The organism is Amycolatopsis sp. (genome assembly GCF_036008905.1).
GTDB lineage: Bacteria > Actinomycetota > Actinomycetes > Mycobacteriales > Pseudonocardiaceae > Amycolatopsis.
This window is the reverse complement of record NZ_DASYMU010000114.1, coordinates 22,527-29,851: the sequence shown is the minus strand read 5'-3', so window position 1 is coordinate 29,851 and position 7,325 is coordinate 22,527. Positions and strand designations below refer to the sequence as shown.

4 protein-coding genes are annotated in these 7,325 nt (G+C 68.4%); all 4 read left to right on the top strand.

Going from position 1 to position 7,325, the window contains the following annotated elements; all coding sequences use genetic code 11:
- Nucleotides 1–292: RidA family protein (locus tag VGP60_RS21025; protein WP_327549750.1), on the top strand; the 292-nt coding region annotated here is incomplete at its 5' end.
- A gap of 86 nt (nucleotides 293–378) precedes the next feature.
- On the top strand, nucleotides 379–3,489 hold the full coding sequence (locus VGP60_RS21020) for a GH92 family glycosyl hydrolase (protein ID WP_327549749.1): 3,111 nt from the start codon (nucleotides 379–381) through the stop codon (nucleotides 3,487–3,489).
- Nucleotides 3,462–5,552, top strand: coding sequence for an FUSC family protein (locus VGP60_RS21015; RefSeq protein ID WP_414640384.1), 2,091 nt, complete (start codon nucleotides 3,462–3,464; stop codon nucleotides 5,550–5,552). The genes VGP60_RS21020 and VGP60_RS21015 overlap by 28 nt, the downstream gene beginning before the upstream one ends.
- 72 nt (nucleotides 5,553–5,624) lie before the next feature.
- Nucleotides 5,625–6,962: an acetamidase/formamidase family protein gene (locus tag VGP60_RS21010; RefSeq protein WP_327549747.1), complete on the top strand. Its 1,338-nt coding sequence runs from the start codon at nucleotides 5,625–5,627 to the stop codon at nucleotides 6,960–6,962.
- Nucleotides 6,963–7,325: the final 363 nt, after the last annotated feature.

The following is a 7,325-nucleotide window of genomic DNA, read 5'->3' as shown; positions in this document are numbered from 1 at the left end:
CGACGGCGGCAAAGTCGGCGAAGGCGACTTCGCCGCCCAGGTCGAGCAGTGCTACCTCAACCTCGGCACCGCGCTGGCCGAGGTCGGCGGCTCCTTCGACGACGTGGCGAAACTGACCGTCTACCTCGTCGACTGGACCCCGGACAAGATGCCCCTGTTCGTCGAAGGGGCCGCCCGGGCCGCCGCGAAACTGGGCATCACCCCGCTCCCGCCGCTCACCGGGATCGGCGTCACAACACTGGCCGAACCCGACCTCCTGGTCGAGATCGAAGCCACCGCGGTCATCGACTGAACGCACTCGCCCCGCGGCGCCCTGAAGGTCACAGTCCTTCAGGGCGCCGCAGGGCGATTGTCAGGCGCGCCTATTACGGTGAGTGGGTGACGATCACCGGGTTCTTCTCCTCCTTCGAAACCGGTGACCCGCAGCCGGTCGACCCCGCGCTGCAGGTGGGCCCGGGACCAGGCAAATCACCGACGGCCAAGATCGGCGCCGGCTTCACCGGTCTCAGTGCGCTGCGCTATGACTCACCGGGCAGAAAACTGCTGTTCGAGGTCGACATCCCGATCACCGAGCACACCGAACTGTCCTCTGTGGTCATCCCCGAGTCCGACGCCGAGCCGACCTACCGCAGCACGTTCGTCGCGCTCGACATCGAGTTCGACGACGGCACGACAGCAGGGTTCAGCGCGAAGCAGCAGGGCGAGTCGAAGACGCTGTACCTCGACCAGTGGAACCTCGTCCGCCACCGCCTCGGCGCATACGCGGGCCGGACAGCGCGCAAGATCCTGCTCGACGTCGCAGCCGACGCCACCGGCTGGCTCGACGACGTCACCGTCACCGAGCGCCCGATCGAAACGCGCGAACCGGTCGACCACGTCCGCACCACCCGCGGCACACACTCCAGCAGCGACTTCTCCCGCGGCAACAACATCCCCGCCACCGCCGTGCCGCACGGGTTCAACTTCTGGACCCCGGTCACCGACGCCGGCGCCACCAACTGGCTGTACCAGTACCACCGGCACAACAACGCCGACAACCGCCCGCAGCTCCAGGCGCTCGCGCTGAGCCACGAACCCAGTCCGTGGATGGGCGACCGGCACACCTTCCAGGTCATGCCCGGTAACGGGGAAGTCGTTACCGATCGACAAGCCCGCGCGCTCGCGTTCGGCCACGACAACGAGACCGACCGGCCCCACCACTACGGCGTGCGGTTCGACAACGGGATCACCACCGACATCACCCCCACCGACCACGCCGCGCTCTTCCGGTTCACGTTCCCAGGCGACGGCGGCTGGCTGCTGTTCGACAACACCGCCAACCGCGGCGGCCTGCGCCTCGACGTCCGCCGCGGCACCGTCACCGGCCACACCTGGGTCCGCAGCAGGCTCTCCACCGGCGCCCGGCGCATGTTCGTCTACGCGACCTTCGACCAGCAGCCGACCCAGGGCCGCAAGATCCGCGAGCCGTTCTACCGCACGGTGACCGGCTACCTGCGCTTCGACGCCACCGAAGTCACCATGCGGATCGCGACCTCCCTGATCAGCCTCAACCAGGCCCAGCGCAACCTCGAGCAGGAGATCCCACCCGGAACGACCTTCGAGCAGGTCCGCGCCGACGCCCGCGCGCAGTGGCAGGACATCCTCGGCCGCATCGAACTCGAAGGCGCCACCGAAGACCAGCTCACCACGTTCTACTCGAACATGTACCGGCTGTTCCTGTACCCCAACTCCGGCCACGAAAGCACCCCATCGGGCGACAAGCACGCGAGCCCGGTCATCCGCCGGTGCCGGCCGAGCACTCGCAAACGCACCGGCGCGAAGATCATCGACGGGAAGATGTACGTCAACAACGGGTTCTGGGACACCTACCGCACCACCTGGCCCGCGTACGCCCTGCTCACCCCCGCCCGCGCCGGCGAACTGGTCGACGGGTTCGTCCAGCAGTTCCGCGAAGGCGGCTGGATCGCCCGCTGGTCCTCCCCCGGCTACGCGAACCTCATGACCGGCACCAGCTCCGACGTCGCGTTCGCCGACGCCTACCTCAAGGGCGTCCACGGGTTCGACGTCGACAGCGCGTACGCCGCCGCCATCCGCAACGCCACGGTCACCCCGACCGGCCAGGGCGTCGGCCGCAAAGGGCTCGACAAGTCGATCTTCCTCGGCTTCACCCCGACCTCCACCGGCGAAGGCCTCTCGTGGGCGCTCGAAGGCTGCATCAACGACTTCGGCATCGCCAACCTCTCCGAAGCCCTGCTACGCCAAGCCGCCCCCGACGACCCGCGCCGCGCGGAATACCGCGACAACGCCCTCTACTTCCGCCAGCGCGCGCTGCACTACGTCCACCACTTCGACCCCGCCAACGGTTTCTTCCAGGGCCGCCGCCCCGACGGCACCTGGCGGCACGGCCCCGGCGCGCTCGACCCGGGCGCGTGGGGAGGCGACTACACCGAGACCAACGCCTGGAACACCGCGTTCTCCGCCCCCCACGACGGCCCCGGCCTCGCCGGACTCCACGGCGGACCCGAACAGCTCGAAGCGAAACTCGACGCCTTCTTCGCGACCCCGGAAACCGGCCGCAACCCCGGCGCGTACGGCGGGATCATCCACGAGATGACCGAAGCCCGCGACATCCGCCTCGGCCAATACGGGCACTCCAACCAGCCCTCCCACCACATCCCGTACAGCTATAACCACGCCGGCGCGCCCGCGAAAACCCAGGCGATCGTGCGCGAAGTCCTCTCGCGCTGCTACCTCGGCAGCGAGATCGGCCAGGGCTACCCCGGCGACGAGGACAACGGCGAAATGTCCGCCTGGTACCTCTTCGGCGCCCTCGGCTTCTACCCGCTCGAAGTCGGCAGTCCGGTGTACGCGATCGGCTCGCCACTGTTCACCAAGGCGACCATCCACCTGGAAAACGGGAATGACATCGTCGTCAACGCCCCCGGCAACACCGCGGCCACCGTCTACATCCGCGACCTCCGTATCAACGGCAAACCCCACAACTCGCCGTCGCTCGACCATGCAGTGCTCACCGAAGGCGCGGTGCTCGACTTCGAGATGTCCGCCGAACCCACCGACTGGGCCAGCGGACACGCGACCGCGAAGACACCCGCACCGCTCACCCCACTCGACGGAACATCGGAGATCAGCGCATTGTCCGACAAGACCACCCGCACCGAAGCGACGTTCCCGACCCGGACCCCCACCATCGAGTTCACCGCGCACGAACCCCGCGCCGTCGCCGTCTACACCCTGACGTCGTCACGCAGGAGAGGTGATCCGGTGTCCTGGGTTCTGGAAGGCTCCGACGACCACGAAACCTGGGACGTCCTCGACGAACGGACCGGCCAAGTATTCCGCTGGCGCCGCCAAACCCGGCCGTTCGCGCTGCCCGAACCCGCTGCGTGCAAGCACTATCGGCTCAGGATCACCGGCAGCACCGCGCGCCTCCGCCTGGCCCAATGGGAACTCCTGGCGGAAGCCCAGTGATCACCCGGCTCCGAGACGGCATCCGGGACAGGTTCGTGGCCTCCGACCCGGGATACATCCGCTTGCGCATCGCGCTATCCGCCGTCCTCGGCATCGTCGTCGCCGTCCTCGCACTCGCCCCGTTCGGGCAACCGCTGCCGATCCTCCTGGTCGCGGCCATCAGCGCGATGATGACGGCGTTCACCGTCAACGACTCGACACCCAGACAACAAGCCGTCACGCTCGTACTCGCCGTCGTCATCGGCGCCTGCTCGATGACCGTCGCCGCACTGGGCAGCGCCGCACCGCCGGTGAACAGCATCATCTTCGTGCTGCTGATCTTCGTCGTGGTCTACGCCCAGCGCTTCGGCCCCCGCGGCATCGCACTCGGCTCGGTGACGTTCTTCCTGTTCTTCTTCGCCATGTTCCTCCAGATCCACCTCCGGCAGATCCCCATGCTGCTCGTCGCACTGGCCGTCGGCGTGACAAGCAACGCGCTCGTCCGGTTCGTCCTGCTCCGCCGCCGCGCCGACTCCGAACTCATCCGCGTCCGCCGCGCCTTCCGCGCCCGCCTCGGCGCCGTCATCCGCGCCGCCGAGACCTACCTCGCCAGCGGTGGCAGCGAACGCAACCGCAAACAACTGCGCCGCGCCAACGCCCGCCTGCACGAATGCGTCCTGCTCATCGAAGACGCCGCCCCGGACGTCGTCGACAGCAAGGACGCCGACATGCTGCGCCGCCGCGGCATCGAGGTCGAACTCGCCGTGCAGTGGCTGTCCATCACCACCCAGCGCACCGTCGCCGAACAACTCACGCCCGAGGTACGCGACGGCCTCATCACCGGCCTCCAGCGCTTCCGGTCCCTCATCGAAAACGACCCCCGCGAACTCCCGCTGATCAGCGACACCGCCGAATTCAGCAAAATGCTCGTCGAAGGCAGCCGCATCGACACCCACCCCGAACCCGGCGACGAACTCCGCCGCGCCATCGCCCAACTCGCCCTCGCCGACGTCAACGCCCAGCGGGTCGTCACCCACGACTACTCCGACGAACCCGAACCCGAAGAAGACGAGAAAACCCCCGCCTTCGCCTACGACAACCAGACCCGCAGCGCCATCCAAGCCGTCGTCGGCGGCGGCCTCGCGGTCATCGGCGGCGAACTCGTGTCCCATCAGCGCTGGTACTGGGCCGTCCTGACCGTCTTCGTCGTCTTCGTCGGCGCCTCCACGGCCGGCGCCACCTTCGTCAAAGGCGCCCGCCGCCTCGGCGGAACCCTCATCGGCATCGTCGGCGGTGTCCTGCTCGCCCTGCTCGTCTCCGGGGACACACCCGCCACCCTGGCACTGATCTTGATCTGCGTATTCGGCATGGTCTACATGTCCCGCGTCTCCCAGGTGATCATGGCCTTCTTCATCACCTGCATGCTCGGCCTGCTCTACAGCCTGCTCGGCACCTTCAGCTACGAAGTCCTCTGGATCCGCCTCGCCGAAACCGCCGTCGGCGCCGCCGCCGGACTCCTCGCCGCCGTCGTCATCGTCCCCGTCCGCACCCGCGCGGTCATGCTCGACGACATCGCCGAAGTACTCGACGAACTCGACGACTTCCTCCAGCAAACCACGAACCTGTTGTCCGGCACCGAAAACGTCAACGTCATCGAGATCTCCCGCGACCTCGACCGCGCCGTGGAAAAGGTGCGCACCACCATCGAACCGCTGACTCACCCCATCAACCTCAGCAGCGCCCGCCGCGACTACGGCTGGTACGTCCTCACCACCCTCGAAACCATCGCCTTCCGCGCCCGCCACGTCGCCGCCCGCGCCCAACCGGGCCTGCTCGCCGACGAAAACCGCTTCCGCCTGTTCACCGGCCGCATCGCCCGCAACGTCGACGTCCTGCTCGAAGCCGTCCGCGCCCCCGGCGGCAAAACCCACGGAAAACTCATCCGCGACGACGGCACCCCGGTCTCCGACGAGATCAAGGACCCCCAAGCCCGCTCCGTGGTCTCCAGCCTCGGCCAACTCGACGAAGCAGTCATCGCACTGGGCAAGGCCTTCGACGTCGTCGCCGTCGAACCGGGCCGCTAGGTCGTGTTAACTGTGTGAAACAGACGATTCCGACCGATTGACGACCCCTCGCGCGCGGCTCCACGATCAGGCATGACCGAACCGAACACCGCCCGCGAAACCCTCATCGAAGGCCTCGGCAGGCGCGACTTCCTGCGCGCCGCCGCCGTGGTGGGCACCGCGGGCGTCGCCGCACCCGCCCTCGCCACCCCCGCCGCGGCAACGTCGTCACGCGAGATCCTCCAGCCCGGCAAAGGCCCCATCCACGGCAAGCACTACCTCCGCTCGACCCCCGACGCAGTCCGCTGGGGATACGTCCCCGCCCTCGGCAGTGACCCCGTGCTCCGCATCCGCTCCGGCGAGACGATCACCATCGACACCGTGTCGCACGAAGGAATCCTCGAGGACCAGGGCCGCGACCCGATCACCTACTTCCGCGAACACGGCGTCTCCCGCACCGACGTCCTCGACGACGCCATCGCGATCGCCCGCGACTACACCCGCACCACCCGCAACTTCGACGTCGACGGACCCCATGTCGTGACCGGACCGGTCGCCGTCACCGGCGCCGAACCCGGCGACGTCCTCAAAATCGAGATGCTCTCCATGCTCCCCCGCGTCCCGTATGGCGTCGTTTCCAGCAGACACGGCAAAGGCGCACTCCCCCGCCAAGCCGACGGCGGCGCCCCCGCGGGCATCACCCCCGCCGAAGTCATGCCCCCGATCGCCACCGACGGCCGCCCCACCGGCGACCCCACCCGCTACGGCAACGTCTCCGTGTTCACCCCCGTCCGCCGAGGCCCCGGCGGAAAACTCACCGGCATCATGCGCCGCGGCAAGTCCGGCGAAGTCGCGTTTCCCTTACGCCCCTTCATGGGCATGATGGGCGTCGCCTTCGCCGAAGCCCCCGGACTCACCGCACCCGCGCTCAACTCCATCCCGCCCACCCTCGGCGGCGGCAACATCGACATCAACCTCCTGACCACAGGCTCCACGTTCTACCTGCCCGTGTTCGCCGAGGGCGCCCTGTTCCACGTCGGCGACCCGCACATGGCCATGGGCAACGGCGAAGTCGCCCTCACCGCCATGGAAGGCTCCCTGCGCGCCACCTTCCGCCTCACCGTCTGCAAACGCGGCTCCCGCGGCACCCCGTCGGTCGCCTATGGCTACCCCTTCGCCGAAACCCCCGACGCCTGGGTCCCGATCGGACTGTCCGATCCGGACGGCGCCCAGAACGGCCAGGGCAACGACCTCGACATCGCCATGCGCCGCGCCGTGCTCAACGCCCTCGACTTCCTCGAACACGACCTCGGCATGGACCGCTCCACCGCCTACGCCTACCTCTCGGCCGCCGCCGACTTCGAGGTCTCCCAAGTCGTCGACCGCACCGTCGGCGTCCACGGCGTCATCCCCAAATCCCACTTCACGTGAGACACACCTACAGAACCGGGGAAGGTTCAGGATCGATCAAGGGGGCCACGGTGCGTCCGGTACGGGTCGCGGTAGGCCTCGGGAAAAAACAGGCGGATATGGCTGAGTAGGCTTCTGAGCTGGGGATCTTCGGGTACTGACTGGAGGTACTGCGTGGCGGCGCAGGTGTTCGCGGACGAGGAACTGGAGCGGCTTCGGGGTTCCCTGAGATCGGCCGCGAAGCTGGCGTTCCTGCGCGGCCTGGGCGCGGAGACCCTCGACCTGCCGGTGCTCCCGGCGGAGCGGCGTCAGTTCCTGGCCACGGTCGGGCGCCGGTTGACCCCGCAGGCACTGGAGCGGCGTGATCCGCAGCGCCGGTACCCG

Bases quoted from the DNA above. Each gene is read 5' to 3' on its own strand.
- VGP60_RS21010 (WP_327549747.1), top strand. From the start codon at position 5,625: ATGACCGAACCGAACACCGCCCGCGAAACCCTCATCGAAGGCCTCGGC.
- VGP60_RS21015 (WP_414640384.1), top strand. From the start codon at position 3,462: ATGGGAACTCCTGGCGGAAGCCCAGTGATCACCCGGCTCCGAGACGGC.